Source organism: Methylobrevis albus (assembly GCF_015904235.1).
Taxonomy (GTDB): Bacteria; Pseudomonadota; Alphaproteobacteria; order Rhizobiales; family Pleomorphomonadaceae; genus Methylobrevis_A; species Methylobrevis_A albus.
In genome coordinates, this window is the sequence record NZ_JADZLT010000049.1 from 256,512 (window position 1) to 282,669 (window position 26,158).

Below are 26,158 nucleotides of genomic sequence, written 5' to 3' on the forward strand. Positions count from 1 at the left end.
TCTTTCCGGCGATGCCCGGCCGGTGTCGGGCATGCAGGCCGACCCCTGGCACGACCTCGCGGCGGCGACGCCGGCGCGGATCGCGCTCGGGCGCAGCGGCGGCAGCCTGCCGACGCGCCAGGTGCTCGACTTCGGCCTCGCCCACGCCCGCGCGCGCGACGCGGTGCATACGCCGCTCGACGTCGCGGCGGTGACCAAGGCGATCGAGACGCTCGGGCTTGAGACGCTGCTGATCGACAGCGCCGCGCCGGACCGGCCGACCTATCTCCGCCGCCCCGACCAGGGCCGCCGGCTGTCTGCCGCCGGCCGCGCCGCGCTGACGGCGCGGGCCGGCGCCGAGATCGAGCCGGCGCCCGATATCGTGTTCGTCGTCGCCGACGGGCTGTCGGCCGCGGCGATCCACGCCAATGCGGCGGCGATGCTGGCGGCGTTCCTGCCCGAGGCGCGCCGGCGCGGCTGGCGGGTCGGTCCCGTGGTGATCGCGCGGCAGGCGCGGGTGGCGCTCGGCGACGAGGTCGGCGAGATCCTCGGCGCCCGGCTCGTCGTGATGCTGATCGGCGAGCGGCCGGGCCTTTCCTCGCCCGACAGCCTCGGCCTCTACCTCACCTTCGCGCCGAAGCGCGGCCGCAGCGACGCGGAGCGCAACTGCATCTCCAACGTGCGCAGCGGCGGCCTCGGCTTTGCCGAGGCGGCGGCGACGCTGAGTTTTCTCGCGCAGGGCGCGCTGCGACTCGGGCTGACGGGCGTGAAGCTGAAGGACGCGGGCGGCGACGCGCTGCCGGCGCCGGACGCCAGCCCGGTCCTGTAATTGACGGCCCCGTCTCAGGCGAACTCGTCGGCGTAGCGGCCGAAGCCCGCGAGGCTGCCGACGAAGCTGCGGCTGACGGAGAAGCTCTGCACGAGCGCGACGCCGTCGTCGGTCTCGACGCGGGCGAGGGTCAGTTCGGCGGTGGACTGGTAGATGCCGTCCGGGCCGACCTCGAGGGTCGAGCGCGAGGCGGTGGCGGCGAAGCCCTCCTCGGTGACGGTGATCGCCGTCTCGCGGTTCTCAGCGGACAGCGTGGCGGTGCCGGCAGGGGCGGCTTCGGCCTTGGTGGCGGACGGCTTTGGCCGGTCGTAGGTCACCTTGCGGTCTTCGCCGCGTTGGGCGCGCACCGCGGCGTCGAGGGCGTCGACCACCACCGCGGTCTCCTCGGCCGCCTTGGTGGCGACCTCGAGGGCGGTGGGCACGGCGGAGTTGCCGGCGCTGCCGGATGTCGACTGTCCGGTCGCCGACATCAGCATCGCGGCCGAGCGGGCGACGGATTCCGTGGAAGAGGCGATCTGCATGGCGGGCCGACCCGGGCTGGCGGCGCCGGGAGGCGCGGCGCGTCCCCGATCAGAGCCACGGCATGGTTAACGCGAGGTAAACGGGGACTCCGGGGGATGGGCGAGGGGTGGATTTCGGGGTGAGGCCCTGGGTGGGCCCGTCGTGGGGCTTACCCCTCTCCCTGTCCCTCCCCCACAAGGGGGGAGGGGACGCAGGAGGTGAGGCTACCGCGGTCACCCACGCTGTGCCCCGGCACGACGATCGTTTTGCGAAAGCCCCATCGCCCATCGTCCCCTCCCCCCTTGTGGGGGAGGGACAGGGAGAGGGGTGGGGCCGCACGGCACACCCCCACCAGCCCAGCGCCAATCACGCCCGCATATAAAAAAGGGGCGCGGCCACCGTCGCGGCCGCGCCCTCGCATCAGTCCATCAAACTCTTGCGTCCGCTCAGGCGGCCTTCGCCGGCTTGATCAGGCCGCGGTTCACCAGCACTTCGGCGATCTGCACCGCGTTGAGCGCGGCGCCCTTGCGCAGGTTGTCGGCGACCACCCAGAGGGCGAGGCCGTTCTCGACGGTCGGGTCTTCGCGGATGCGGCTGATGTAGGTGGCGTCCTCGCCGGTCGCCTCGTAGGGGGTGACGTAGCCGCCGGGCTCGCGCTTGTCGATGACGAGGCAGCCGGGCGACTCGCGCAGGATGTCGCGCGCCTCGTCGGCGGAGATCGGGTTCTCGAACTCGATGTTGACCGATTCCGAATGCGAGACGAACACCGGCACGCGCACGCAGGTGGCGGTGAGCTTGATCTTCGGATCGAGGATCTTCTTCGTTTCCGCCATCATCTTCCACTCTTCCTTGGTGAAGCCGTCTTCCATGAAGACGTCGATCTGGGGAATGAGGTTGAAGGCGATGCGGGCCGGGAAGGTCTTGGTCTCGACCGGGTCGGAGACGAAGATCGCGCGGGTCTGCTGGAACAGCTCGTCCATCGCTTCCTTGCCGGCGCCGGAGACCGACTGGTAGGTCGAGACCACGACGCGCTTGATCGTCGCCTTGTCGTGCAGCGGCTTCAGCGCCACGACGAGCTGGGCGGTCGAGCAGTTCGGGTTGGCGATGATGTTCTTCTTCGAGAAGCCGGTGATCGCGTCGGCGTTCACTTCCGGCACGATCAGCGGCACGTCCGGATCCATGCGGAAGGCGGAGGAGTTGTCGATCACGACGCAGCCGGCGGCGGCGATCTTCGGCGACCACTGCTTCGAGGTCTCGCCGCCCGCCGACATCAGGCAGATGTCGATGGTCGAGAAGTCGACGAACTCGAGCGCCTGCACCTTGAGCGTCCGGTCGCCGAAGGAGACTTCGCGCCCGAGGCTGCGCCGCGAGGCGACGGCGATGACTTCGTCGGCCGGGAAGCCGCGCTCGGCGAGGATGGAGAGCATTTCCCGGCCCACGTTGCCCGTGGCGCCGACGATGGCGACCTTGTAGCCCATGATTTTGAGATCCTTCAGGATGATGACCGTCTGATCTCCCCGCCCGGCACGTTTCGGCGGGTTCGGGCGAACCGCCGCACGCTCCCCCTCAGGACCCGGGGGAGACTGGTGCGGGTCGGAGAGGGTCGATCACGTCGTGGTCGTTTTCGTCGTGGCGATCGTCTTCGTGCGCATGGCGAGACCGTCGCGGCGCGAGGCACCGGCGCGGGTCGGGACAATGCGGCAGAAGGAAAACAGGGCCACGGCGACCATTCCTCTCGAACGGGCGATGCTATGGGCGAGGACGCCGGCAAAGTCAACGCAAATGCGCCAATTCCCGCGGCGCGGATGTAGGATCGGCGGACCGTAAACCGGGGCGACGGCGGGATGGCGCGCGCCGCGCGGCAGGTCAGGCGGGGGAGGGACGACCAATGATCAAGAACTGGATCGGCACGGTCCGATCGAAGGGCAAGCTCAGGGTGGCGGCCGAAGGTCTTTCGGGGGGAGCCTGGGGGACGATCTTCGACAAGGCGCTGAAGAACTTCAATCAGCTGATGAAGGACAAGGGCATCAACCTCGAACTGGTGGCGACGACCAAGGAAGCGCCGGCGGCGGATGTCACCGTGCGCAGCGCGGCGAAGCAGGCGAGCTTCAACTACTCCGGCGGCAGTTATTCCAAGGCCTTCGACGGCAACGGCAAGCACGGCCTCACCGTCCAGCTTTCCGATTCCATCACCAAGGAGATCACCGAGGCGCATATCTTCGTGCCGGCGACGCCGCGGATCACGTCGTCGGATCCGAAATCGCGACTGCTCGGTGCCGACGGATGTCTCTTCATCCTCGTGCACGAGCTGATCCACGCCGCCGGCCTCGACAACGACGAGCACACCCTCGACGACGTGTTCTGCTATCCGGGCGAGCTCGTCGAGGGCAAGACCGCCGCCGACGACAAGTTGCAGCCGTGGGGCGGCCTCGGCAAGCCGATGCCGCCGTTCGTACTCTCCTCGAAGACCATCGCCAGCCTGCAGCAGGCCTGGCCCTGAGGGGGCGGCAGGGACCGGTCTGAAGGTGGTGGCCGTCGCCGTCGTCAAGACGGCGCGGTCGGCTCAGTTCGACATATTGACGATGATCTTGTCGAACCGGCCGGCCGCAAGGTCTGCCTTCTTGATCGTGACGACGAGATCATCGACATCGCCAAAAACCCAGCCGAGCAACTGGCTGCTCGGCAGTTCGAGCAGGATGACATCGACGGCGGGATCGAAGCCGTCCACATAGTTGGTCGGCTGATCGCCCATCGATGCCATTTCATGCGCGGCGACGTCTCGCCAGAGCGCCTCGAAGTGATTGCGGACGGCCGGTGGCAGCGCCTCCGGCGCCTCGACGTAGAGGTGCTTCGCGCGGTCGAAGCGCAGCATCTCGTTGTAATAGTTCCACATCAGCGTTTCGCTGTTCTGCAGGGTCAGCGGAACCGGCCCGCTTGGCGTCATGTGTTCGACTGCCGCGAGCTCCCGCATCACTCGATCGATGGTCGCGTTCGGTGCAAGTCCTGATGCCGACTCGGCGCGTGCGCGGCCGGCAATCTCCCTGACAGCGGTCAGCGCCCGCGGTACCACCGGTTCCCGTCGTTGGAGAAACTCGATCCGGGACACGAGAGAGGCGGCTTCCGCCTGTAATGCAGAAAGATCGGGCGACGACCCGGTGGCTGCCGCCGTTGCCATCTTGTCGTCAATATCGGCAAGCTTCCGCCGGAGATCTGGCTCCGCGTCGGAAGCCGCGAACTTCGACAGGTTCAATTCCGCAAAATCGAGCATTTCCAGCAGCGTCTGCCAGTCGAATGGGCGATACGCCGGATCCGCGACATCATAGCCGGATTTGAGAAGTTCCCACGACCGTTTGCTGAAGCCGGGCTTGCGCGCGTATGGATCGCCTTCACACACCGCTACGAGATCGGCTGGCCAGTACGGGTGAGCCCGCTTCGGTCCGTGGGCCTGTTTCCGGAACAACAGCGCATGGTACCAACAATTCGCCCAGTCATCCTGGTCATCGCACCACTCCGGCGCGGTGCGACGGGTGCCGAGTTCGAGAGTATGCAAAACCCACATCTCGGTCTCGGACGGATCGATATAGGCGACCTCCGTTGGATTGATGAAGAAGAGCAGCCAACCATCGCGCGGTCCAAGCCCTTCCCAAAGGCCGGCAGGCAGGTCGGCGCAACAGATCTGGCAGAGGAAACGCGCGGGTCGCCGGCCGACGGGCCACTCGACATCGTGGGGCAGAGACGGGCGTCCGCCGAGCCAGCTGCGGGCGTCCTCCCCGTCGCGAAGCGGGATCTGCGGCATTATCCGGACCACGACGGGTGGAGTAGCGATGCTCATCGTTGCAACCGGCTAGGGAAAACCGGACGATTTCAGCAGTTTCGGCATCGACGCACCGGCACGATCGTTGAGGCCTGCCCGCGTGCGCTGATCCTGTGCCTGCCGAGTTCCGGGGAAGCCGGCACAACTGTCTACCGGCTTCCCCGTTCTTTTCCGCCGCAACCGGCGCCAGCCGTCAGGCCGCGAGCTGGCGCAGCACGTAGTGCAGGATGCCGCCGTTCTTGTAGTAGTCGAGCTCGTCCAGCGTATCGATCCGGCAGAGCAGCGGCACGGTGAGGGTGCTGCCGTCGGCGGCGGTGATCTTCGCCTCCAGCGTCTGGCGCGGCTTCACGTCGGCGAGGCCCTCGAGGGTGACGGTCTCGTCGCCCTTGAGGCCGAGGGTCTGCCAGGAGGTGCCGTCCGCGAAGGTCAGCGGCACGATGCCCATGCCGACGAGGTTGGAGCGGTGGATGCGCTCGTAGGACTGCGCGATCACGGCGCGGACGCCGAGCAGGTTGGTGCCCTTGGCCGCCCAGTCGCGCGACGAGCCGTTGCCGTACTCGACGCCGGCGAAGACGACGAGGGGAACGCCTTCCTCCTTGTACCGCATGGCGGCGTCGTAGATGTACATCTTCTCGCCCGACGGGTGATGGATGGTCCAGCCGCCCTCGACGACGTTGCCGTCCGGACCCTTCACCATGAAGTTCTTGATGCGGATGTTGGCAAACGTGCCGCGCATCATGATGTCGTGGCTGCCGCGGCGGGTGCCGTACTGGTTGAAGTCCTGCGGGCGCACCTGGCGTTCGGTCAGGTACTTGCCGGCGGGGCTCGCCGCCTTGATCGACCCGGCCGGCGAGATGTGGTCGGTGGTGATCTTGTCGCCGAACAGGCCGAGGATGCGGGCGCCGACGATGTCGGTGACCGGCTTCGGCGTCTTGGTGATGCCCTCGAAGTAGGGCGGGTTCTGGATGTAGGTCGAGGTGTCGTTCCAGCGGTAGGTCTTGTCCGACCCCGCCTCGACGGCGCGCCACTTCTCGTCACCCTTGAAGACGTCGGCGTACTTCGACTTGAACATCTCGTTGGTGATGTAGGTCGCGACGAAGTCGCTGATTTCCTTGTTGGTGGGCCAGACGTCGCGCAGATAGACCGGCTGGCCGTCGCTGCCCGTGCCTAGCGGGTCCTTCGAAAGGTCGAGCTGCACCGAGCCGGCGAGGGCGTAGGCGACGACCAGCGGCGGCGAGGCGAGGTAGTTCGCCTGCACGTCGGGCGAGACGCGGCCCTCGAAGTTGCGGTTGCCGGAGAGCACGGCGGCGGCGATCAGGCCGTTGTCGTTGATCGCCTTGGAGATTTCCGCCGGCAGCGGGCCGGAGTTGCCGATGCAGGTGGTGCAGCCGAAGCCGACGAGGTTGAAGCCGAGCGCGTCGAGGTCCTTCTGCAGGTCCGCGCGGGCGAGGTACTCGGCTACGACCTGGCTGCCGGGCGCCAGCGAGGTCTTTACCCAGGGCTTGGTCTTCAGGCCCTTGGCGAGCGCCTTGCGGGCGAGCAGGCCGGCGCCGATCAGCACCGAGGGGTTCGAGGTGTTGGTGCAGGAGGTGATCGCCGCGATCACCACGTCGCCATGGCCGAGGTCGAAGTTCCGACCCTCGACCGGCACGCGCGCCGCGATCTCGGCGGCCTTGCGGTATTCGGTCTCCATGGCGGCGGCAAAGCCGGCCTTGGCATCGGTCAGCGAGACGCGGCCCTCGGGGCGCTTCGGGCCGGCGAGCGAGGGGACGACGGTGGAGAGCTCGAGATCGAGCGTGTCGGTGAACACCGGGTCGGGCGTCTCGGCGAGGCGGAACATGCCCTGCGCCTTCGAATAGGCCTCGACGAGTTCGATGCGGTCGTCGGTGCGGCCCGACATGGTGAGGTAGGCGATCGTCTCGTCGTCTACGGGGAAGAAGCCGCAGGTGGCGCCGTATTCCGGGCCCATGTTGGCGATCGTCGCGCGGTCGGCGAGGGAGAGGTTGTCGAGGCCGGGGCCGAAGAACTCGACGAACTTGCCGACGACGCCTTTCTTGCGCAGCATCTGGGTGACGGTGAGCACGAGGTCGGTGGCGGTGACGCCCTCGTTGAGGCGGCCGCCGAGGCGGAAGCCGATCACTTCCGGGATCAGCATCGACACCGGCTGGCCGAGCATCGCGGCCTCGGCCTCGATTCCGCCGACGCCCCAGCCGAGCACGGCGAGGCCGTTCACCATCGTGGTGTGGCTGTCGGTGCCGACGCAGGTGTCGGGATAGGCGGTGACGCTGCCGTCGGCCTCGGTCTTCGTCCACACCGTCTGCGCCAGGTACTCGAGGTTGACCTGGTGGCAGATGCCGGTGCCGGGCGGCACGACGCGGAAGTTGTCGAAGGCGTTCTGGCCCCACTTCAGGAAGTTGTAGCGCTCGCCGTTCTGCTCGTACTCGCGGGTCACGTTCTGGGCGAGGGCGGAGGCGGAGCCGAAGTAGTCGACCACCACCGAGTGGTCGATGACGAGGTCGACCGGCACCAGCGGGTTGATCTTCTCGGGATCACCGCCGAGGGTCTTCATGCCGTCGCGCATCGCGGCGAGGTCGACCACGGCGGGCACGCCGGTGAAGTCCTGCATCAGCACGCGGGCCGGGCGATAGGCGATCTCGACGTCGGCCTTGCCCCGATTGTCGATCCAGCCGGCGACGGCGCGGATGTCGTCGGCGGTCACCGTGCGGCCGTCCTCGAAGCGCAGCAGGTTCTCGAGCAGCACCTTCAGCGAGAACGGCAGCCGGGAAATCCCCGGAAGACCGTTCGCCTCGGCATCGACGAGGCTGAAATAGACGTAGGTCTGATCCCCCACGTTCAGCTCTTTGCGGCATTTGAAGCTGTCGAGCGACTGCATGGACACGGCGGAGATTTCCTCGCGGTTGGCGGCGGCAGGCCGATAGGGTCGGATGGGATGGCGACGTGGTGCGGCCGCGTCGTCGCGCTCTCCATCCGAAACGCGTCACCGGGCGGGCGCCCGGAGGAGCGGATGACGGTTTCGGCCGCTGTCGCGCCGGCCTTGGGCCGGACGATCGTTGGCTTGTCCGCGGCCGGCCGGGCCGTGCGGACGACCCCGAGTCTATAGGGAATTTTGCACTGCAATGCCAGCATCGGAGCCGCCGCAAAACGGCTCAGACTGGATTTCTTCCAATTTATGTGCACGGCCGCCGGGATGGCGCGACGGCTGGTGCGGACGCGGCGCCGCCGCCGCGCAAGGCGGCCGCGGGCGGATTCGCGCCGATCGTGACGGGCGGCGGCGTGAGCGCGCTATTCCGGGCGGAGCGTTACGCAAGAGGATCGGCCGGACGCCCGCCGCGGCGGCGAGGGCCGGGGGTTTTGCGCTGCAACACGCGAGGCCGAGGGCGGGCCGGCCGCCGCAGGCGTGCGGAGGACAGGAGTGTCCAGCGGAGTGCACGTCGCGTGGCGGAGGAGGCGTTTCCCTCCCCCCCTCCGTCGTCATTGCCGGGCTTGACCCGGCCACCCAATGGCCGTGCCGCTCGGCCTTAGTCATCGGGTCGAAAAACGCCGCGATCAGAGCGCCCCGACGTCGCTCGCCGCGAGGCTAGTGGGTCGCCGGGTCAAGCCCGGCGATGACGATCGAGGGGGAGTTGCCCGGCGGAGCGGCACCCCCCGGAGAGGGGGAGCCGCGCGGCGGAGGGGTGTCGCGGGGCGGAGGGGGCGTTACCCGCGCGCGCAATCTCTCCATGGTCCTTGCCGCGCCAGGCCCCGCCGAACCGGCAAATACTCTCGCCCGCTCACCAGTCGCTGGCGGGATCGGGCTGGTCGGCTTCTTCGCTCCAGTCGTCGTCGACGGTGCCGTCCTCCGGGCTGTCGCCGGGGGCGCGCCATCCGCTGCCGGGCGGCGGGCGGTCGAAGGCGTCGCCGGGGCCGGCCCCCGGCGGCGCCGGCTCGCCCGGCACGAAGATGCGCAGTTCCTGGCTTTCCGTGCCGTCCTCGAGGCGGATGTGGTCGGCGGCGACGGCGGCGAGCCGCCAGCGGCCGAGGCTTTCGCCGAGGCGCAGCGACGTCACCGTGCCGGCGTCGAGATCGCGCACCACGGCAAAGGCGGTCGGTCCCGCCTCGACGATGCCGACGAGCGCGAGGTTCGGCGGCGGCTCGGGCATCGGCTCCTCGGGTTCCGGCTCGACGTAGGCCGGTTCCTCGATCACCTCTTCGACGAACGGCGGCGGCGGTCGCCGTGTCGGCGAGAACAGCGGGCGGTCGCGGAAACCGGCGAGGTCGTCCGCGCCGAACGCCGCCAGCGGATTGAGCAGCAGCAGGTCGGCGGCGTCGGCGGCGTCCGCCCCGTCGCCGGCGGGCTCGGTGTCCTGCGCGCGCGCAGCAAGGCTCGAGAGCAGGGCGAGGACGAGGACCGCGGCCGCGGCGGCGCGGACGGTCCGGAAGGGGGAGAGCCTTCGCGGCATCGTCATGGCGCCGCCGCTTTCCAGTGCGCGCCGATCACGAGGTCGACCCGCAGCAGCGGATCGGCGTCGTCGTCGGCGCCGGTGCGGGAGAGGCGGCGGATCTGCAGCTGTTCGACGGTGAGCAGCGGCAGGCCGCCCTCGATGGCGGTGAGCAGGGCGAGCAGGTCGGCGTTGGCGGCGTCGAGGCTGACGCGGAGCTGGACGGTCTCGTCGGTGGGCGCGGCGGCCCCGGCGGGCGCGGCGCGGCTGAGGTCGACGAAGCGGTCGAGCGGCTGCGTCTCGATCAGCCGCACGCCGGCGGCGTCGGTGAGGCGGATCACCAGTTGCTGCAGGGTGGCGGCGGCAAGTTCCGGGGTCGGCGCGGCAAGGTAGATCGCGCCGGTGTCGATCTGCCGGCCCTCGCCGCTGATCGCGGCGGCGAGGCGGCGCTGCAGCTGCGCCACGGTGGCGGCCTGGCGCGCGGCGAGCACCCCGGTCGCCTCGGCCTGCAGCAGGAGCCCGCCGGCGGCGGCGAACAGCGCCAGCGGCACGCCGATGAAGACGAGCACCGCGAGCGCGCGCAAGGTCCGTCCGGCGGGGGCGGCGGGCGCGGGGGTCACGGGGCGCCTCCCGCCGGGACGCTGCCGGCATAGGGGTCGCCGGCCACCGGCTCGGCCGCGGCATCCGCGCCGCCAACGCGCCGGGCGGCGATGTCGAAGCTGTAGCGGCCGTCCTCGCCGCGGGCGACGGGGGCGGAGAACCGCACGTTCTCCAGTGCCGGGTCGGCGTCGATGCGCGCGATCAGCGCCGCGGCATCGCCGGCGCTGCCGACGAGGCGGACGTCCTCGGCGCGGATGTCGAGCTCGTTGAGGAAGGTGTCGTCGGGCAGGGCGCGGGCGATCCGGTCGACCAGCGTCACCCCGGATGTCTCGGGCCGGCGCGCGGCGATGATCGCGAGCGCCCGGGCCTCGCCGTCGCCGGCGCCGAGGGTGCGGCCGAGGGCCGCGCGCTGGGCGGCGAAGCGGCGCTCGACCGCGGCGAGCTCCTCCTGCCGTTCGCCGTGATACCAGAATGCGGCCGAGACCGCGGCGATGCCGGCGATCCAGAGCACGGCGAGCAGCCGGGCCGAGGTGCGGCGCAGGCGGCTGCGGGCGAGACTGCGCGTGCCGCGCAGCAGGTCGATCGGGGCGGGCGTTTCGGGCGCGCCGGCGACGGCGGCGAGCCGGGTCGGGCGAAAGCCGGCGGCCTCGGCGCGGGCCAGCGCCGCGTCGGCGATCGTGCGCGAGGTGGCCTGGACGTCGACGGCGATGGTGCCGGCCGGGGCGTCGGCGGCGGGGTCGGCGACGGCATAGCCGTAGACCACCTTCTCCGGCGGCCAGGGGGTGAGCCGGTCGAGCCGGTGCTCGACGATGGCGCCGAGATAGTCGCGCGCGGCGGCGGGCAGGTGCAGCCGCTGGCCGACGGCGACGGCGGGATCGAGGCGGAGTTCCACCGGGCGCAGCCGGTCGGCGCGGCGCGGGCCGGCGTTGTCGGCGCGGCGGCGGGCGGTGGCGCCGTCGACGTCGAACACCGCGGGCGGGCCGCTGCCGTCGTCGGCGAGCACGATGCGCCGCCGCGGCTCCCGGCCGCCGACCAGCGGCGCGACCGCATCGACGAAGGCTTCGTGCAGGCGCTGGAGCTGCGCGGCGGCGGATCCGAATTGCAAAGGCGGACGATCCTCGTGCCGGCTGCGGGACGTCGCCGCCGCGGGTGGCGGTCCGCGCCGGCGCGCGGGTTGGCGCGCCGGCAGGTTGCCTCGCCGCGAAGGGTAGTCGCGGCGAGGCGCGCGTCAAGTCCGGCGTCGGCTTCCGTGACGGGCCACCACGGCAGGGCCCGTCGCCGTCAGCGGGCGGCGACGGTCGTCGCCGGGGCGGCCGCGGGGGCGGCGGGGGCGACGAAGCGCAGGCGCACGTTGCCGGTCGCCCCGTTCTTGCCGCCGATCTGCAGGTAGTAGAGCGTGTTGGCGGTGGCGACGAAGCGGAGCCGGCTCTGGGTGCCGTTGCCGCCGTCGTCGTCGACCGCGACCGTCGCCAGCGTGGCGACGTTGTTGCCGCGGTAGAGGCCGAGCGTGGTGTCGAAGGTACTCTGGTTGGTGTCGATCACCCAGACGCCGGCCGCGCCGGTGCGGAAGCGGTACCAGAGGGTGGCGCCCGCCGCCTCGAAGGGCTCGCCGGTCTCGCGGGTGGCCCCGGCGTTGGTGAAGCGGAAGGCGCGGGCGGTGCCGGGCGTCACCGAGACGGTCTTGGCGGTGGCGAAGGTGTCGTGCGGCGGCGGCGGCAGCGTCGGCGTGCGATAGGCGGCGATGGCGAAGCGGGTCTCGTCGAGGCGGCGGGCGGCGTCGGAGGCGCCGGCGGTGCCTTCGGGAATGCCGGTCGGCCGGCCCTCGTAGGCGACGTCGGGATTGGAGAAGTTGTTGAGCCGGGCGCAGCGGATGTTCGCGTCGTTGCAGCGGTTGGCGTAGGCCATGATGGTGCGGAACTGGCCGGGCACGCTGGCGAAGCCGTAGTTGTACTTCGTCGCCGGCGCCGCGGGCTCGACGTAGCGGTCGTGGCGCAGGCCCATGTTGTGGCCGGTCTCGTGGGCGAAGGTCTCGTTGGTGACGCAGCCGACCGTGGTCACCGACATGCCGTAGCGCGCCTCGATCGCCGCCGGCTCCTCGACCAGCCAGGCCATGCCGCAGTATTCGGGCCGCTCGATCAGCAGGGCGACGAGATCGGCCGACTTGGCGTCGCGGTCGGCGTGCACATGGCGGAAGGGGCCGCTCGTGGTGCCGTTGGTGAGATCGCGCAGCACGCTGTCGTAGCTCGGCTGGCTCTGCTCGTCGTAGCCGACGACGAGGCGGGTGCCGACGAGGCGGAAGCGGATCTGGACGTTGCTGCGGGCAAAGGCGCTGTTGGCGCGCGAGATGGCGAGGTTCGACTGCGCCACGATGTCGGCGACGGCGCCGCGGGCGCGGTTGGTGTAGGCGATCAGCACGGTGATCTCGGTGACGGCGGCCCGCGCCGCCTCGTCCGGCTGCGGCGCCGGGGCCGCCTTCGTCGGTTTCACCGGTACCTGGACGTCGACGGGGAACGCGCTCTGGTCGACCTCGGTGATCCGGTGCAGGCCGGCCGCCGGCAGCGGGTCGATGCGGTAGCGGCGCGAGCCGACCGTGACGATGCCGGAGACGGCGCCGCCGCGCACGACGAGGTCGGCCTCGGCCGGGCGGCCCTCGGTGTCGGCGCCGGCCCAGACGAAGCCGCCGCCGGTCGCTTCGGAGATCGCGGTGCGCTGGAGATCGGCGACGATGCCGGGGAAGAGCTCGATCCGCACCGGGGCGGCCGGCGGGGCGAGGGCGAGCCGGTCGGCGGCCTGGTCGGTGCCGAGCGGCGCGATGCGCGATGCGAGATAGGCGGGATCGAGGACGACGTCGCGGCTGCGCCGCGCGGCAAAGCCCGCCGCGGCAGGCGCGGCTGCGGCGCTCGTCGCCGCGCCGGAAAACAGGCCGTCGGCCGCCGCCGGGCCCGCCATCAGACACAGTCCCAGGGCGGCGCCCGCAAGCCGCCGCGTCATCGTTCGAAACATGATGCCCCCCAGCAAGAAACGTCTTTGCTCCGGCGGGTCGTCGCCCGGTGTCTCCCGGCGCCTTGCGCCTTGGAGGCCCGACTTGCGGTCCTGCCGTCGTCGATCATCCCGCGAAACCGGCATGACGGCAGGCATTAGCGCATGAATATGTTTCGAAATACGGAATCATGTCGAAAGACGCCCGTGGTAACCTTCGGTTTACCTTGCGAGGGGCCGTCCGGTGTGATTCGGGATCGTCAGCCGGTGGCGCGCAGCACTTCCTCGACCGAGGTGTGGCCGAGCCCGGCCTTGGCGAGGCCGTCCTCCAGCATCGTCGTCATGCCCGCGGCGCGGGCGGCGGCGAGCACCTTGCCGGGGTCGGGCTCGACGCGCAGCAGGCTGCGCATGCCGTCGTCCATGCGCAGCACCTCGAACACGCCGATGCGGCCGCGGTAGCCGGTGCGGCCGCAGGCCTCGCAGCCGACCGGCTCGTAGTAGACGTCGGCCGGCTCGCAGACGAGGCCGCGGCCCTCGACCAGCTTCTCGACGCCGGCGCGCACGGTCGGGTCCGGCCGGCGGCAGCGCTCGCACAGGCGGCGCACGAGGCGCTGGCCGAGCACGCCGCGCAGGCTGGCTGCGATCAGGAACGGCTCGACGCCCATGTCGGTGAGGCGGACGAGGGCGTCGGCGGCGGTGTTGGTGTGCAGGGTGGTCAGCACGAGGTGGCCGGTGAGGGCGGCCTGGATGCCGATGCCGGCGGTCTCGCCGTCGCGCATCTCGCCGACCATGATCACGTCGGGGTCGTGGCGCAGGAAGGAGCGCAGCGCCGAGGCGAAGTCGAGGCCGATCGCCGGCTTGATCTGGGTCTGGTGCACGCCGGGCAGCTGGTACTCGATCGGGTCCTCGACGGTGACGATCTTGCGCGCCGGGTCGTTGAGCAGCGAGACGGCGGTGGCGAGGGTGGTGGTCTTGCCGCTGCCGGTCGGGCCGGTGACGATGATGATGCCGTGCGGTTCGGCGAGCAGGCCGCGGAACGCCGCCTGGTCGGCGGCGCCCATGCCGATGCGGGCAAAATCGAGCAGGCGGGTGTCGCGCGGCAGGATGCGCAGCACGGCGGTCTCGCCGTACATGGTCGGCGCGACGGCGACGCGCAGGTCGGCCTCGGCGTTGCCGATGCGCACGTTGGCGCGGCCGTCCTGCGGCAGGCGGCGCTCGGCGATGTCGAGGCTGGCGAGGATCTTCACGCGCGAGATGACCGCCGGGGCGATGGCGCGCGGCAGCGTCGCCTGCGGGCGGAGCTGGCCGTCGATGCGGAAGCGCACGCGCAGCTCGTCGCGGCCGGTCTCGAGGTGGATGTCGGTGGCGCCGAGCTCGAAGGCGCTTTCGAGCATGCGGTCGATGGTGCGCACGATCGGCGCGCCGCGGGCGAGGTCCTTCAACTCGTCGACGCTGCCGGAGAAGGCGAGCGTCTCGCCGTCGCTGCTGGCCGCCGCGGCCGGGGCCGCCTCGGTGGGCTCGCCCGCCGCGCGCTCGAACAGGCGCTCGATCTCGTCGAAGCCGGCGACGACGAGGCGGAGCGGGCGGCCGAGGGCGAGACCGACGGCGCGAATCGCATCCGCGCGGGCGGGATCGGCGGCGGCGAGCCGCGCGGTGCCGTCCAGTTCGTGCGGGTAGAGGAAGGCCTCGCGCAGGAAGCGGCGCGACAGATCCTGGAACAGCGGCCGCCCGGCGGCGGCCTCGTCGTAGCTGGTGCGCGGCAGGTCGTGCACGGCGGCGATCGCGTCGGCGAGGGCCGTCGCGGCGATGCGGCCGCCGCGCCAGAGCGCTTCCGGCTCGTCGGCGTCGCCCGCCCGGCCGTCGTCGGCAACGAGGCCGAGACGGCGGAGTTCCGCGCCGAGCCCGGCGCGCTGCGCCTGCCGCGAGGCCGCCGGTTCGCCTGTCGTACCGGTCCCGGACATGATCGTCGCGGCCATCGCCCGAGCCTCCCTCGCACCCCGTCGCGGCAGATATTCCGCCGGCGGCGGGGATGAAACCACAGATCCCGTCCGTCTGTCCCGATGCAAGCGGGCAACGCTCCTGTGGGCGCAGTCGTTAACCGAAGCTTAGCGCTTGGAAGGCGGGGCGGCGCGTGTATAACGGATGAGGTATTCTGTGCGCGTTTTGAGGGGCTTTGGGCGTCGGGTGATGTGGCCTTTGCGGATCCTGTTCGTCCTGGCGACGGTCCTTCTCGGCGCCTGCGCCGCGCAGGAAGCCGATAGCGGCGGCACCGGTGCGATCACGTCGGACGTCTTCGGCGACCTCCGGGCGCGGCAGCCACGCAGCGACGTCACCGGCTCGGTGCAAGGGGTGGTCCGCGTCGACCGGACGACCGGCGCGAGCTACAACTTCGGCCCCGCCGGCAGTCCGGACTTCGGGCCGGCCGGCAGCGCCTCCTCGGGTTCCGGTGCGGGCGGCAGCGACGGCGGCTACCGCATCAACTTCGAGAACGCCGAACTGCGCGACGTGGTGCGCGCGGTGCTCGGTGACGCGCTCGGCGTGCCCTATACGATGAGCCCCGACGTTGCGGGCATCATCACCGTCTCCTCCCCCCGCCCCGTCTCGCGCGACGAACTGCTGCAGACGCTGGAATCGGCGCTGCAGACGCAGGGCTTTTCGCTCAGCAAGACCGGCTCGGGCTACACGGTCGCGGCCGGCACGATCGGCGCCGGTGTGGTCGACCGGGCCGGGCGCACGACGCCGGGCTACGGCATCACCGTGGTGCCGCTGCGCTACGTCTCGGTCCGGACGATGAGCCGGCTGCTGTCGGGCTTCATCGTCGATGCCGAGGGCGTGCGCGTCGACACCGCGCAGAACGCCGTCGTCATCCGCGGTCCGGGGCCGAAGCGCGAGGAAGTGGCGCAGGCCGTGCTCTCCTTCGACGCCGACTGGATGCGCGACCAGTCGGTCAGCATCTTCGAGGTGCGCCGCGCGTCGCCGCAGGCGATCGTCTCGGAACTCGAGGACGTCTTCTCCGGCAGCAACGGCGTGATCCAGTTCAAGCCGATCACCCGCCTGCGCGCCGTGATGGCAATCTCGAAGAACGCCACCCTGATTCGCCGCGCCGAGGACTGGGTGCGGCGCCTCGACCAGCAGAGCGAGGCCGCGGGCGAGAACGTCTTCGTCTACCGCGCCCACTACCGCGACGCCCGCGAACTCGCGCGCATCCTCGGCGGCATCTTCGGCGCCGGCGGCGGCGACACCGGTGGCGCGGCGACCCCGGCGCAGCCGACTACGCGCACGGCGTCGGCCAGCGGAACCGGCGGGGCGGACGACGGCAGCGGCTTCGGCGATGCGGACGCCGACATGGGCGGCGGCGACGGCGCCAACCGCGATCCCTTCGGCAACGGCGGCGGCACCGGCGATTTCGGCGGCGACCAGGATCCGGCGGCGGCCGGCGGCACGGGCGGCGCTGCGGCGGCGGGCGGGCTCGCACCGGCGACGATCGACCTCACCGGCGGCAACCAGGGGCAGGGTCCGTCGATCCGGATCACCGCCGACGCCTCCAACAATTCGGTGATCACCTACACCGACGGCGAAACCTGGCGGAAGGTGCTCGCGGCGCTGCGCCAGCTCGATTCGACGCCGCTGCAGGTGGCGATCAACGTCACCATCGCCGAGGTGCGGCTCAACGAGGAACTGCGCAACGGCGTGCAGTATTTCGTCAAGAGCTCCAACGTCGGCCTCGGCGACGACAACGGCTCGGTCGGCCTGTTCAGCCGCGCGGCGAGCACGCTGCAGCGCGAACTGCCGGGCTTCAACTTCGTCGTCGGCACCAATTCCAACCCCGACGTGATCATCTCGGCGCTCGACCAGATCACCGACGTGCAGGTGCTGTCGTCGCCGTCGCTGGTGGTGCTGGAAAACCAGCCGGCGATGCTGCAGGTCGGCGATTCCATTCCGGTGACGGTGCGTCAGGCGCAGGACATCTCCGACAGCGACGCGCCGATCGTCAATCAGGTCGAGTTCCGCAACACCGGCATCATCCTGAAAGTCACGCCGCGCATCGGCACCAACGACGCGGTGACGATGCAGGTCGAGCAGGAGATCTCCAACGTCAGCGACGGCGCCAACACGCTGACGCCGACGATCTCGAAGCGCGCGGTGTCGAGCACGATCTCGGTGATCAGCGGCCAGACGGTGCTGCTCGCCGGCCTGATCAGCCAGGGCCGCGACCGCGGCCAGAGCGGTATTCCGGGCCTCAACCGGCTGAAGGGGATCGGCAACCTGTTCGGCGAGCGGGCGCGCGCGTCGAGCCGCAACGAGCTCGTGATTCTGATCCGGCCGGTGGTGGTGCGCAACGGCGAGGACGCCCAGTCCGTCGCCGAGGAGTTCCGCTCCAAGCTCTGGTCGGTGAACGGGTCGGGCGGCAACCAGTGACGGACGACGCGGCCACCGCGCCGCACCGGCGGGCCGAATGGGCGGTCGCGGTGCTCGCGGTGCTGGCGGCGATCGGCCTCGTCGCCGCCGCGGCCTACGGCGTCGCGGTGCCGGCGGCGGCCCCGGGCGCGGGCCTCGTGCTGCTCGCCGGCTGGATCATGCGCGAGGATCTCGTCCGCCTCGAGATTCCCGACGGGGCGGTGCTCGCAATCGGCCTGCTCGGCGCCGCGGTGCGGCTCGGGGCCGCGCTGCCGGACGGATTGCTGGCGGATGCGGCCTATGAGCTGCTGCTCGACGGGATTATCTGCGGCGGCGGCCTCTGGCTGCTGCGCGAGGCGCACTACCGGCGGCGCGGCTTCGACGGCATCGGCCTTGGCGACGTCAAGCTCGCCGGAGCGGGCGGGCTGCTCGTCGGTACGGCCGATTTCGCCGTCGCGCTGCTCGCGGCGAGTCTCGCCGGGCTCGCGATCTTCGCGCTGCGGCGGCGGCGGGCGGGGCGCGCGGCGGATCCGGAGCCGGTCGCGGACGAAGGCGCCGCGCCGGGCGCGGAGCAGCGGCTCGCCTTCGGCGCGCTGCTCGCGCCGATCCTCGCCGGGCTGTGGTGCGTGCGACAGGCGGGATTTTGAGGGGAGCCGGCGGCGGGATGATCCGCCGGCATGGGCAACGGGGCCTTCGATGGCGACCTTCGAATATCGCGCGATCAACCGCGCCGGCGCGATGACCACGGGCACGATGGACGCCGCGTCGATCGCCGAGCTGTTCGAGCAGCTCGATCACGCCGGCTATACGCCGCTGAGCGGGCGCGAGGTGGCGGCGGCGGCCGGGCGGAGCTGGCGCGACCTCCTGACCCCCGAGCCGCGGCCGCAGGACATCACCGGCTTCACCCTCGACCTCGCCATGCTGCTGAAGGGCGGTGTCGTCCTCGGCGAGGCGCTGCAGATCCTCGGCGACATGGAGGAGAAGCGCTGGCTCGCCAAGCTGCTGCGCCAGCTGCACGTCGAACTTGCCGGCGGCAAGAGCTTCTCGCAGGTGCTGGCGATGCACCCGGCGCTGTTTCCCCCCGTCTACGTCAAGATGGTTGAGGTGGCGGAGGCGGGCGGGCGGCTTGAGCAGGCGCTGACGGGCATTGCCCGCGAGCGCCAGCGCAACGAGCAGCTGCGCAGCCGCTTCCTGTCGGCGATCACCTATCCGCTGTTCCTCGTCTGCGCGGCGATCGGCGTGTTCTTCTTCGTGATGCTCTACGTGGTGCCGCAGTTCGAGGGCGCGCTGCAGGGGTTCCGCGACCGGATCGACCCGTCGGCGCTGGTCGTGTTCGAGCTGTCGCGGGGCCTGCGCGACAATCTCGACCTCGTGGTGCTCGGGGCGGCCGCGGTGCTCTGCGCCGTGCTGGCGGCAAAACTCATGCTGCGCGGGCGCTCGGTGTGGATCTCGCTGTTCGCCCGGCTGCCGATCACCCGGACCATCGTCTCGCACGACCTGACGCTGACCTTCTGCCGCACGCTGTCGGTGCTCGCCGCCACCGGCGTCGACATCTCCACCTCGCTCGGGCTGATCCGCGGCGTGCTCCGGGCGCCGGGGGCGGGGGCGGAAATCGACCACGTCATCGCCGACGTGCGCCAGGGCAGCCGGCTCTCCACCGCGCTGTCGCGGCGCACGCTGCTGCCGCGCCATGTGGTGCAGCTGCTCAGGGTCGCCGAGGAGGCGGGAAACCTGCCCGAGGCGGCCGAACGGATATCTTTTTTCTACGAGGCGAAGCTGGATAGCTCCCTCGGACGTCTGATAGCAGTGGTGGGCCCCTTGATGATGGTCGCGGTCAGCATGCTCGTCGCTTGGCTGATCATCTCGGTGATGACGGCGCTGATCAGCATCAACGACCTTCTCGTCTAGGGCGCGGATGCGGCCGGGCGGCCTGCCGACGTCGTTTCGAACGGATTCCAGGTGTTCTTCATGCAGCCGACGCAGATCCAGACCCAGACTTCCGCCGCTCGCCCGGTGCCGGCGCGCGGCAAGCTGCGCCGCGACCGGCGCGGTGGCTTCACCCTCGTCGAACTGCTCGTCGTGCTGGTGATCCTCAGCCTCGTGATGGGCCTCGTCGGCCCGCGGGTGCTCAACTATCTCACCAGCTCGCGCGAGCGGGCGGCGACGCTGCAGATCCAGTCGTTTGCGGCCGCCCTCGATCTCTTCTTCCTCGACAACGGCCGCTATCCGTCGAACGCCGAGGGCCTGCGCGCGCTGGTCGAGCGGCCGACCTCGGCGCCGACCTGGGCCGGGCCCTATGTGCAGCAGTCGGAGATCCCGGCCGACCCCTGGGGCAATCCCTACGTCTACCGCCAGCCGGGACAGGCCGCGCCCTACGTCATCACCTCGCTCGGCTCCGACGGCCAGCAAGGCGGCGAGGCGGACGCGGCGGACATCTCCAACGAGTGAGCCGCCCGATGCAGCGCGCCGGCCTGCCTTCCCGGTCAATCCCCGCGCCGCGCGCCGCGCGCCGCGCCGGTGGGCCGGGACGCGACCGGCGCGGCGGCTTCACGCTGATGGAACTGATGCTGGCGATGGTGGTGATCGGCCTGCTCGCCGCGCTGGCGCTGCCGCGGGCGCCGCTGTCGGGCGGGCGCGGCGCCGTCCGCGCCGACGCGGCGCGGGTGGTGGCGCTGCTGCGCGCCGACCGCACGGCGGCGCTGACGCGCGGCGAGGCGGTGGAGAGCCGCTTCGATTTCGACGGCGGCCGCTTGGCGTCGGGGGCCGGCGGGCCGGTGATCGGCCTGTCACGCGGGGTCCGGCTGACCCCGGCCGGCGAGGGGGCGCGCAGCGTCGTGTTCACGCCCGACGGGCGCTCGTCGGGGGCGATCCTCGGCCTCAGCGGCCGCGGCGCGTCGATACTGGTCACCATCAACCCGGTCACCGCCGCCGTCGAGGTGATGGTGCCGTGACGCGCGCCGCCGCGATCCCGCCCTCGCCCCGTCCGTCACCCCGTCCGCCGTCGCCGGGCCGGTCGCCGCGTGCCGGCTTCACCCTGATCGAGGCGCTGGTCGCCTTCACCGTCGTCGCCCTGCTCGCCATCGCGGCGCAGCGCGCGGTGGTGACGGCGCGCAGCGGCATCGAGCGCACCGCCGCCTTCACCGCCGCCGAACAGGTGGCGCGCGACCTGCTCGACCTTTCCCCCGAGCCCGGCTGGCTCAGCGCCGGCGGCGTCTCCGGCGAGACGCTCGGCCGGCGCTGGACGGTGCGCGCCGAGGTGCTCGGCCTCGCCGCCCCGCCGCGCCCGCAAGGCGCCGGGAACGGGCCCGACGCGGGGGCGCGGGCCGAATGGCGGCCGCTGCGCGTGTTCATCCGCGTCGACACCGGCGGCGGGGTGCTGGCGGTCGAGACCGTGCGGCTGCTCGACGCGGCGGTGGTGCCATGAACCGGCGCCGTCCCGCACCGCTCGCCATGCGCCGGCGACGCGACCGGCGCGGCGGCTACCTGCTCGTCGAGGCGATCGCGACGCTGGCGATCGGGGCGATGATCCTCGCCGGGCTCGCCTCGCTGTCCGGCCTGCTGCTGCGCGCCGGCGACCGGGCGGCGTCGCGGGCCGGCGTCGTCGAGGTGGTCGGACGCACCGTGGCGGCGCTCCGGCGCGACATCGCCCCTGCCGCCCGGCTGCGCTGGGCCTCGCCTTCCGGCGCCGAGGCGAACGCCGGCCTCGGCGATTTCATCTTCACCGGCACGTCCTCCCGGCTGATCCTCGCGCGCGACGTGACGGGGCCGGACGGGCTCGCCGCCGCCGTGGTCACGATCTTCGAGGTCGACCGGCGCGACCCGCGGCGGCGGTTGCTCGTCGCCGAGGCGCCGCTGCCGCGCGAGGCGACCGGCCCGCGCGGGCTGACGCTCGGCCCGGTGCGCGAGGCTTACGCCGGGCCGCTCGACCTCCGTTTCGGCTACGAGGGCCGCGGACCGGACGGCGTGCCGGTGCTGCGCGAGAGCTGGACGGATCCGGCGTCGATGCCGGCGGTGGTGGTGATCGACATTCTCGACGCCGCCGGCGCGCCGGCCTATCCGCCGGTGCGGATCCCCTTGCGCATCACCGCGGAGGCCGCCTGCATCGACATCACCAAGCCCGGCTGCAGCCTCGCCCCGGCTGGGTCCGGTGCCAACCCGGCGGCCGGCGAGCCCGCGCAGGCGGAGCCCGCCGAGCGGCCGCCCGGCGCGCCGCGGGAGGGGGGCTGATGGCGGCCGGTCCCGGCGCATCCGGCAGGACCGCGCCGCGACGCCGTGCCGCGGAACGCGGCTCGGGGCGGGGCGGCTTCGTGCTGGTGTCGGTGCTCGGCATTGCGGCGCTCGCTACGGCGCTGGTCGCCAGCCTGCTGCTGTTGTCGCGCGCGGGCCTCGGCGATGCCGCGCTGCGGCGCGACGATCTCGTCATCGAGGCGCTGCTCGGCGCGGGCGTCGAGACCGCGGCCTACCAGCTCTTCGCGCAGCAGGTGTCCGCGGCCGGGCTCGACGGCCAGGAGATCCGCTTCGACGCCGGCCGCGTCACCCTCGCGGTCACGGCGCAGCGCGGCCTCGTCGATCTCAACGGCGCCGACCCGGCGTTGCTCGCCGCCGCCTATGCCGCGGCGCGCGGCCGCTCGATGCGGCCGGACGAGTTCGCCGGGCTGGTCGCCGACTGGCGCGACGGCGACGACGAGGACCACCGCGGCGGCTCGGAGCGCGACCGCTACGCCGCCGCCGGCCTCGCCTATGGCCCGGCCAACACGCGCTTCGCGCGCGTCGCCGACCTGCGCCTGCTGCCGGGGCTCGCCGCCGAAGACGTGGTCGCGCTGCAGCCCTTCGTGACGGTGTTCAATCCGAGCGGCCGCATCGACCTCGGCGCCGCACCCCGCGCCGTGCTGGAGATCCTGCCGGGGGTCGGCCCGGCGACGGTGTCGCGGCTGATCGAGATGCGGCGGCGGCTCACCGAAGCGGTGGCGCAGCAGATGCTGGAACTGATCGGCGACAGCGCGCGCTTTGCCGGCGCCGGCGGCCCGGCGGCGTTCGAGGTGACGGTCGCCGTCACGCCGCGCGCCGGCCGGCCGCGGCGGGCGGCGGTGATGCTGATCCCCGGCGTCGCCGAGGGCAGCCTCTATCACGTCGCCGAATGGACCGACCGCTGAGGCGGCGGCACGCGACCGGCGAGCCGCGGATAAAAAAAGGCGGCGGTGGTTTCCGCCCGAAGGCCGGTTCCGTTCCGCCGCCAGAGTTCCGCAGAGGCTTCAGGTCAGTGTGGGCCGGCTATGCCGCCGCTCAGCGCAGGCCGCCGTTGAGGCGGTTCGGGAAGAAGCCGTTGTTGGCCGCCTCGCCGCCGAGGTAGACGATCGACAGCACCTGCGCCGGGGTACGGCTGTAGACGATGCCGTTGGCGTCGGCCGGGACGATGTTGGCCTTGCCGAAGCGCAGGATGCCCTGGTCGCGGATGCCGGGGCCGTCGGCGTTGTCGCGCAGGCGCGAGATCGCGAAGGCCGGGTCGCTGAGGCCGCGCTGCAGCAGCAGCGTGCGGATCTCGCCGGCGTGGTAGGCCTCGACGGCGAGAATGCCGGCGGCGGCCTCGAGGAAGTCCTTGTTGTTCAGGAAGCGGGCGGCGCCCTTGTAGGCGGTGACACCGACGTCTTCGAAGATGAACGCCGCGAGCAGGAAGTTGGTCTCGTTGGCGAAGGCGTCGAAGCGCTGGCCGGGCTCGATCAGGCCGGCGGCGAGGGCGGCGGCGGTGAAGCTGTCGCGCAGGTCGATGCGCGGGCGCGCCACGGCGGCGGTGCCGAGACCGGCGCGCAGGAACTTGACGTGCGCCTCCTCGTCGGCGGCGATCTCTTCGGCGTATTCGCGCACCAGCGGCGTGGTGAACGGAACGCGGCGGCCGCCGGCGACCGGGCCGAGGGTGCCGACGCCGGTGGTGTCGGCGTCCGCGAGGCCGCTGCCCTTGACGGCACGGAGGTAGAACTCGGCCTCGAGATATTCGAGGTTGAGCGCGAAGTTGAGGATGTCCGCATCGTTGATGCCGGCGGACTGGGCTGCGGCGGTATCGCTCGCCGCCACGCCACCGACCAGCGCCGCGGCGCCGGCGGCCATCAGGCCGGAGCTGCGCAGGAAGGCGCGCCGACCCGCATCGAGCGCGTCCTTGCCGATCGTCAGCCCTTCGAGGCTGGTTTGCTTGATCTCGCCCATGGTTTCGTTCCCTTGTTCGTGACGATGCTGGCCGGACGGCCATGGCGCATCGTCGATAATGACGGCGACGCGCTTCGCTCACGGGGGGACTACTGTCGGCGTATGCCAAAGGTTTCAGCCGGCGGCACTTTATTTCGGCAGCGACCGGATCCGGCTGTCGGCGCCGGCGCCGGGCCGCGGGTGGATTGACCGGCGCGGGCCGCCGTGGTCCTCGTGACGGCAGCGATTCCGCGACGACACCCTGCCCCGGAGCACCGTCCGCCATGCCCGATATCGAGAGCTTCGACCCGCGTTTCGGCCCGTTGGTGATCGCGAGCGCGGCGCTCGAGCGGCTCGCCACCGGCTGCCGCTGGGCGGAGGGGCCGGTCTACGTGCCGGCGGCGAAATCGCTGCTCTGGTCGGACATTCCGAACGACCGCGTGCTGCGCTTCGACGAGACCGACGGCTCGGTCTCGGTCTTCGAAAGCCCGTGCGGCTATCACAACGGCCACACGCTCGACCGCCAGGGCCGGGTGATCGCCTGCGAGCACGGCGCGCGGCGCCTCGCCCGGCTCGGCCACGACGGCCGCTGGACCGGGCTGGTCGACCGGGTGGGCGGGCAACGCCTCAATTCGCCCAACGACGTCGTGGTGCGGTCCGACGGCACGATCTGGTTCACCGATCCGACCTACGGCATCGACAGCGACTACGAAGGCCACGCCGCGACGAGCGAGATCGGCGCCTGCCACGTCTACCGCTTCGATCCGGCGACACGGACCGCCGCGGCGGTGGTGACCGACATGGTGCGCCCGAACGGGCTCGCCTTCTCGCCCGACGAGCGGCTGCTCTATGTCGCGGAGACCGGCGGCACCCATGTGACGGGCCTGCCGGCGACGATTCGGGCTTACGATGTTGCGGCGGGCGGCACCGCCGTCGGCGGCGGCCGGGTGTTCGCGACCTCGCCGGCCGGCTTCTTCGACGGCTTCCGGGTCGACCGGCACGGCAACCTCTGGACCTCGAGCGGCGACGGCGTGCGCGTCTATGCGCCGGACGGGGCGGCGCTCGGCCGGATCGCGGTGCCGGAGCCGGTGTCGAACCTCTGTTTCGGCGGGCCGAAGCGCAACCGGCTGTTCGTCACGGCGACGACATCGCTCTATGCGATCTTTATCGCGACCGGGCCTGCAACTTATCCCGGCGGCAGACCGTAAGCATCGGTGGGTGCCCCGTTCGGGGGCAGCCGTTCCGCTGCCGGGCGGCAGCGGGCCGGCAGCCCGATTACGACATCCGACGATTGCCGAAGCGATCTTTCTTCAAGTCGTTCATCGATGTCATTGCTGGCCCGGATGCCGCCGACGGCGGGGTCCGGGCCGCTTTTTTGCCGGGGCGCCGGCAGGGTTTCCCATCAGGAAAACATGTTGCCGCCGGATCAATTTACCGATTGACGGCGCCGATGAATGCGGCGAAATGACACGGGTTTTCGTCGGCGGCGGCGCTCCCAACCCGCGGCCGGTCCCTCGTTCCCTCGTCGGGGTGCCATGACTTCCGAAACCTTCCGCCTCACGCTCGCCTGCCGCAACCGGCCCGGCATCGTCGCCGCCTTCTCCGACTACCTGTTCCGCCAGGGCTGCAACATCCGCGAGTCGCGCCAGTATGACGACGCCTCCGGCGACGGGCGCTTCTATGCGCGTGTCGTCTTCGACGGTGTCGACCGTCCGATCGACCCGGACGGCATCGCGGCGGGCTTTGCGCCGGTGGCGGAGAGCTTCGGCATGGAGTGGGCGATCCGGCCGGAACGCCGGCCGCGGCGGGTGATGATCCTCGCCTCGAAGTTCGACCACTGCCTCGTCGACCTGCTCTACCGCCGCCGCATCGGCGAGCTCCAGATGGACGTCACGGCGATCGTCGCCAACCACGGGCCCGAGACCTACGCCGGCATCGATTTCGACGGCGCGCCGTTCCACCACCTGCCGGTGACGCGGGAGACCAAGGCGGCGCAGGAGGAGAAGCTGCTGGCGCTGATCGAGGCGACCGGCACCGAGCTCGTCGTGCTCGCGCGCTACATGCAGGTGCTGTCCGACGACCTCACGCGCCGGCTCGCGCAACGCTGCATCAACATCCACCACTCGTTCCTGCCGGGCTTCAAGGGCGCCAAGCCGTACCACCAGGCGTTCGAGCGCGGCGTCAAGCTGATCGGCGCGACGGCGCACTACGTCACGGCGGACCTCGACGAGGGGCCGATCATCGAGCAGGACGTCGAGCGCATCAGCCATGCCGACGATCCCGAAAGCCTGATCCGCAAGGGCCGCGACATCGAGCGGCGCGTGCTCGCCCGCGCGGTGCGCTACCACATCGAGGATCGGGTGTTCGTCAACGGCGCGAAGACGGTGGTCTTCGCCGACTGACCGGGCGTCCCGCAGCCGCGCGCAAACGAACAGGGGCGCC

Annotated in this window: 22 protein-coding genes; 12 read left to right on the forward strand and 10 right to left on the reverse strand. The window is 71.6% G+C overall.

Annotated features, from left to right (window positions below; translation table 11 throughout):
* Positions 1–31 precede the first annotated feature (31 nt).
* A complete protein-coding gene (gene eutC / locus I5731_RS08400; RefSeq protein WP_197311171.1) occupies positions 32–808 on the forward strand; it encodes an ethanolamine ammonia-lyase subunit EutC in 777 nt (258 codons plus the stop codon).
* Positions 809–822: 14 nt separating this feature from the next.
* On the opposite strand, the gene I5731_RS08405 is transcribed toward eutC, so the two are convergent.
* Together I5731_RS08405 and I5731_RS08410 are read right to left on the reverse strand one after the other, a co-directional pair.
* Positions 823–1,329 (reverse strand): hypothetical protein, encoded by a 507-nt coding sequence (locus tag I5731_RS08405; protein WP_197310910.1) that lies wholly within the window; start codon positions 1,327–1,329, stop codon positions 823–825.
* 426 nt (positions 1,330–1,755) lie between these two features.
* Positions 1,756–2,787, reverse strand: a complete 1,032-nt coding sequence (locus tag I5731_RS08410) for an aspartate-semialdehyde dehydrogenase (RefSeq protein WP_197310911.1) — start codon at positions 2,785–2,787, stop codon at positions 1,756–1,758.
* Positions 2,788–3,197: 410 nt separating this feature from the next.
* On the opposite strand from I5731_RS08410, the gene I5731_RS08415 reads away from it, so the two are divergent.
* Positions 3,198–3,809, forward strand: coding sequence for a hypothetical protein (locus tag I5731_RS08415; RefSeq protein ID WP_197310912.1), 612 nt, complete (start codon positions 3,198–3,200; stop codon positions 3,807–3,809).
* 63 nt (positions 3,810–3,872) lie between these two features.
* On the opposite strand, the gene I5731_RS08420 is transcribed toward I5731_RS08415, so the two are convergent.
* The 7 genes from I5731_RS08420 to I5731_RS08450 all read right to left on the reverse strand — a co-directional run bounded on the left by I5731_RS08420 (position 3,873) and on the right by I5731_RS08450 (position 15,117).
* Positions 3,873–5,141, reverse strand: a complete 1,269-nt coding sequence (locus tag I5731_RS08420; RefSeq protein WP_197310913.1) for a DUF1963 domain-containing protein — start codon at positions 5,139–5,141, stop codon at positions 3,873–3,875.
* Between the two features lie 175 nt (positions 5,142–5,316).
* Positions 5,317–8,016, reverse strand: coding sequence for an aconitate hydratase AcnA (acnA, locus tag I5731_RS08425; protein ID WP_197311172.1), 2,700 nt, complete (start codon positions 8,014–8,016; stop codon positions 5,317–5,319).
* A gap of 898 nt (positions 8,017–8,914) precedes the next feature.
* Entirely contained in the window at positions 8,915–9,589 is a 675-nt protein-coding gene (locus tag I5731_RS08430; protein WP_197310914.1) for a hypothetical protein, read from the reverse strand.
* Positions 9,586–10,182: a type II secretion system protein GspM gene (gene gspM / locus I5731_RS08435; RefSeq protein WP_197310915.1), complete on the reverse strand. Its 597-nt coding sequence runs from the start codon at positions 10,180–10,182 to the stop codon at positions 9,586–9,588. The genes I5731_RS08430 and gspM overlap by 4 nt, the downstream gene beginning before the upstream one ends.
* Positions 10,179–11,267: a PilN domain-containing protein gene (locus I5731_RS08440; protein WP_197310916.1), complete on the reverse strand. Its 1,089-nt coding sequence runs from the start codon at positions 11,265–11,267 to the stop codon at positions 10,179–10,181. Before I5731_RS08440 ends, gspM begins: the two co-directional genes overlap by 4 nt.
* A gap of 176 nt (positions 11,268–11,443) precedes the next feature.
* On the reverse strand, positions 11,444–13,111 hold the full coding sequence (locus I5731_RS08445) for a reprolysin-like metallopeptidase (protein ID WP_197310917.1): 1,668 nt from the start codon (positions 13,109–13,111) through the stop codon (positions 11,444–11,446).
* A 290-nt stretch (positions 13,112–13,401) separates the two neighbouring features.
* Positions 13,402–15,117, reverse strand: a complete 1,716-nt coding sequence (locus tag I5731_RS08450; protein WP_235981640.1) for a GspE/PulE family protein — start codon at positions 15,115–15,117, stop codon at positions 13,402–13,404.
* 211 nt (positions 15,118–15,328) lie between these two features.
* On the opposite strand from I5731_RS08450, the gene gspD reads away from it, so the two are divergent.
* From gspD to I5731_RS08490, 8 genes are read left to right on the forward strand one after another with little or no spacing between them, the layout of a single operon-like run.
* Positions 15,329–17,560, forward strand: a complete 2,232-nt coding sequence (gspD, locus tag I5731_RS08455; protein ID WP_197310918.1) for a type II secretion system secretin GspD — start codon at positions 15,329–15,331, stop codon at positions 17,558–17,560.
* Positions 17,557–18,186, forward strand: coding sequence for a prepilin peptidase (locus tag I5731_RS08460; protein ID WP_197310919.1), 630 nt, complete (start codon positions 17,557–17,559; stop codon positions 18,184–18,186). Before gspD ends, I5731_RS08460 begins: the two co-directional genes overlap by 4 nt.
* Positions 18,187–18,235: 49 nt before the next feature.
* Positions 18,236–19,447 carry a type II secretion system F family protein gene (locus I5731_RS08465; RefSeq protein ID WP_197310920.1) on the forward strand — a complete coding sequence of 404 codons (1,212 nt, stop codon included), beginning with the start codon at positions 18,236–18,238 and terminating at the stop codon, positions 19,445–19,447.
* Between the two features lie 60 nt (positions 19,448–19,507).
* Positions 19,508–19,987, forward strand: coding sequence for a type II secretion system major pseudopilin GspG (gspG, locus tag I5731_RS08470; RefSeq protein ID WP_197310921.1), 480 nt, complete (start codon positions 19,508–19,510; stop codon positions 19,985–19,987).
* A gap of 8 nt (positions 19,988–19,995) precedes the next feature.
* Positions 19,996–20,490, forward strand: coding sequence for a prepilin-type N-terminal cleavage/methylation domain-containing protein (locus tag I5731_RS08475; RefSeq protein WP_197310922.1), 495 nt, complete (start codon positions 19,996–19,998; stop codon positions 20,488–20,490).
* On the forward strand, positions 20,487–20,963 hold the full coding sequence (locus I5731_RS08480; RefSeq protein ID WP_197310923.1) for a prepilin-type N-terminal cleavage/methylation domain-containing protein: 477 nt from the start codon (positions 20,487–20,489) through the stop codon (positions 20,961–20,963). The genes I5731_RS08475 and I5731_RS08480 overlap by 4 nt, the downstream gene beginning before the upstream one ends.
* Entirely contained in the window at positions 20,960–21,766 is an 807-nt protein-coding gene (locus I5731_RS08485; protein ID WP_197310924.1) for a hypothetical protein, read from the forward strand. The genes I5731_RS08480 and I5731_RS08485 overlap by 4 nt, the downstream gene beginning before the upstream one ends.
* Complete coding sequence (locus I5731_RS08490) at positions 21,766–22,692, forward strand: type II secretion system minor pseudopilin (RefSeq protein WP_197310925.1); 927 nt, start codon at positions 21,766–21,768, stop codon at positions 22,690–22,692. Before I5731_RS08485 ends, I5731_RS08490 begins: the two co-directional genes overlap by 1 nt.
* A 130-nt stretch (positions 22,693–22,822) precedes the next feature.
* On the opposite strand, the gene I5731_RS08495 is transcribed toward I5731_RS08490, so the two are convergent.
* Complete coding sequence (locus I5731_RS08495) at positions 22,823–23,737, reverse strand: ferritin-like domain-containing protein (protein WP_197310926.1); 915 nt, start codon at positions 23,735–23,737, stop codon at positions 22,823–22,825.
* A 263-nt stretch (positions 23,738–24,000) separates the two neighbouring features.
* Between I5731_RS08495 and I5731_RS08500 the strand changes: the two genes are divergently transcribed.
* Entirely contained in the window at positions 24,001–24,924 is a 924-nt protein-coding gene (locus I5731_RS08500; RefSeq protein ID WP_197310927.1) for an SMP-30/gluconolactonase/LRE family protein, read from the forward strand.
* A gap of 327 nt (positions 24,925–25,251) precedes the next feature.
* Positions 25,252–26,118, forward strand: a complete 867-nt coding sequence (gene purU, locus I5731_RS08505) for a formyltetrahydrofolate deformylase (RefSeq protein ID WP_197310928.1) — start codon at positions 25,252–25,254, stop codon at positions 26,116–26,118.
* Positions 26,119–26,158 lie beyond the last annotated feature (40 nt).

Bases quoted from the DNA above. Each gene is read 5' to 3' on its own strand.
- eutC (WP_197311171.1), top strand. From the start codon at position 32: ATGCAGGCCGACCCCTGGCACGACCTCGCGGCGGCGACGCCGGCGCGG.
- I5731_RS08405 (WP_197310910.1), bottom strand. From the start codon at position 1,329: ATGCAGATCGCCTCTTCCACGGAATCCGTCGCCCGCTCGGCCGCGATG.
- I5731_RS08410 (WP_197310911.1), bottom strand. From the start codon at position 2,787: ATGGGCTACAAGGTCGCCATCGTCGGCGCCACGGGCAACGTGGGCCGG.
- I5731_RS08415 (WP_197310912.1), top strand. From the start codon at position 3,198: ATGATCAAGAACTGGATCGGCACGGTCCGATCGAAGGGCAAGCTCAGG.
- I5731_RS08420 (WP_197310913.1), bottom strand. From the start codon at position 5,141: ATGAGCATCGCTACTCCACCCGTCGTGGTCCGGATAATGCCGCAGATC.
- acnA (WP_197311172.1), bottom strand. From the start codon at position 8,016: ATGCAGTCGCTCGACAGCTTCAAATGCCGCAAAGAGCTGAACGTGGGG.
- I5731_RS08430 (WP_197310914.1), bottom strand. From the start codon at position 9,589: ATGACGATGCCGCGAAGGCTCTCCCCCTTCCGGACCGTCCGCGCCGCC.
- I5731_RS08445 (WP_197310917.1), bottom strand. From the start codon at position 13,111: ATGGCGGGCCCGGCGGCGGCCGACGGCCTGTTTTCCGGCGCGGCGACG.
- I5731_RS08450 (WP_235981640.1), bottom strand. From the start codon at position 15,117: ATGGCCGCGACGATCATGTCCGGGACCGGTACGACAGGCGAACCGGCG.
- gspD (WP_197310918.1), top strand. From the start codon at position 15,329: ATGTGGCCTTTGCGGATCCTGTTCGTCCTGGCGACGGTCCTTCTCGGC.
- I5731_RS08465 (WP_197310920.1), top strand. From the start codon at position 18,236: ATGGCGACCTTCGAATATCGCGCGATCAACCGCGCCGGCGCGATGACC.
- gspG (WP_197310921.1), top strand. From the start codon at position 19,508: ATGCAGCCGACGCAGATCCAGACCCAGACTTCCGCCGCTCGCCCGGTG.
- I5731_RS08475 (WP_197310922.1), top strand. From the start codon at position 19,996: ATGCAGCGCGCCGGCCTGCCTTCCCGGTCAATCCCCGCGCCGCGCGCC.
- I5731_RS08485 (WP_197310924.1), top strand. From the start codon at position 20,960: ATGAACCGGCGCCGTCCCGCACCGCTCGCCATGCGCCGGCGACGCGAC.
- I5731_RS08490 (WP_197310925.1), top strand. From the start codon at position 21,766: ATGGCGGCCGGTCCCGGCGCATCCGGCAGGACCGCGCCGCGACGCCGT.
- I5731_RS08495 (WP_197310926.1), bottom strand. From the start codon at position 23,737: ATGGGCGAGATCAAGCAAACCAGCCTCGAAGGGCTGACGATCGGCAAG.
- I5731_RS08500 (WP_197310927.1), top strand. From the start codon at position 24,001: ATGCCCGATATCGAGAGCTTCGACCCGCGTTTCGGCCCGTTGGTGATC.
- purU (WP_197310928.1), top strand. From the start codon at position 25,252: ATGACTTCCGAAACCTTCCGCCTCACGCTCGCCTGCCGCAACCGGCCC.